Origin of the sequence: Arachnia propionica (assembly GCF_003932785.1) — a bacterium.
Lineage (GTDB): Bacteria > Actinomycetota > Actinomycetes > Propionibacteriales > Propionibacteriaceae > Arachnia > Arachnia propionica_B.
In genome coordinates, this window is the sequence record NZ_RQYT01000133.1 from 1 (window position 1) to 667 (window position 667).

Annotated in this window: 2 protein-coding genes; one reads left to right on the forward strand and one right to left on the reverse strand. The window is 62.7% G+C overall.

What is annotated here, in order from left to right:
• On the reverse strand, window positions 1–550 hold a 550-nt coding region (locus tag EII35_RS16785; RefSeq protein ID WP_395858269.1), incomplete at its 3' end, for a DUF6531 domain-containing protein.
• Between EII35_RS16785 and EII35_RS16585 the strand changes: the two genes are divergently transcribed.
• The coding region (locus tag EII35_RS16585) for a hypothetical protein (protein WP_260465155.1) at window positions 471–667 on the forward strand (197 nt) is incomplete at its 3' end. The genes EII35_RS16785 and EII35_RS16585 overlap by 80 nt on opposite strands.

Sequence of the window (667 nt, forward strand, 5' to 3'; positions counted from 1 at the left end):
AGCGGTAAGTGACACGGCGGCCATCATCAGCCTCCACCGCAACAATCCGATCCCCCTCCCACAGGATCATCAACTCCCGGCCACGGACATGGCGGACCCGAACCAACCGCTCCCCCTCATGGACAAACTCAACCATGGCGCCATCAGTCAACATGAACGAGGTGGGCCGCCCAGCCGGGGAGAAACACCACCGAGCGCCCCCATTGTTCGACACCACGAATCCGTCACCCTCACGGGCCAACCAGTAGTTCTCATGCCCGGCGCGATCAAACCCATCCCCCAACCTGGGGAAAAACACCTCACGACCGTCCACCAACGTCCACGCAGCACCCTCATCCGTGACCTCAAGCCCGCAACCATCAAACGACGCCCACCCGGGACCATGCCCACCGATCTTCGGGCTGAGCGATGAGTACGACCGCGCCCACCCCAACAACCCAGCCGCGCCCTCACAGCGCAGATCCTCCTCATTGGCCACGAAGTTCCCCGTCGCCGTGTTCACCGGATCATTCGCATACCCCGACGACGGCGGATTCCCAATCGCCTCCACAGCGGGGATCTCCAACTCCCGCCGCTCCTCAGAGATCCCATTCGCGGCCAAACTCTGCGCGATCGCGTCATTCGACACCGACGACACCACACCACTACCACCAGCCGCCTCAAAATT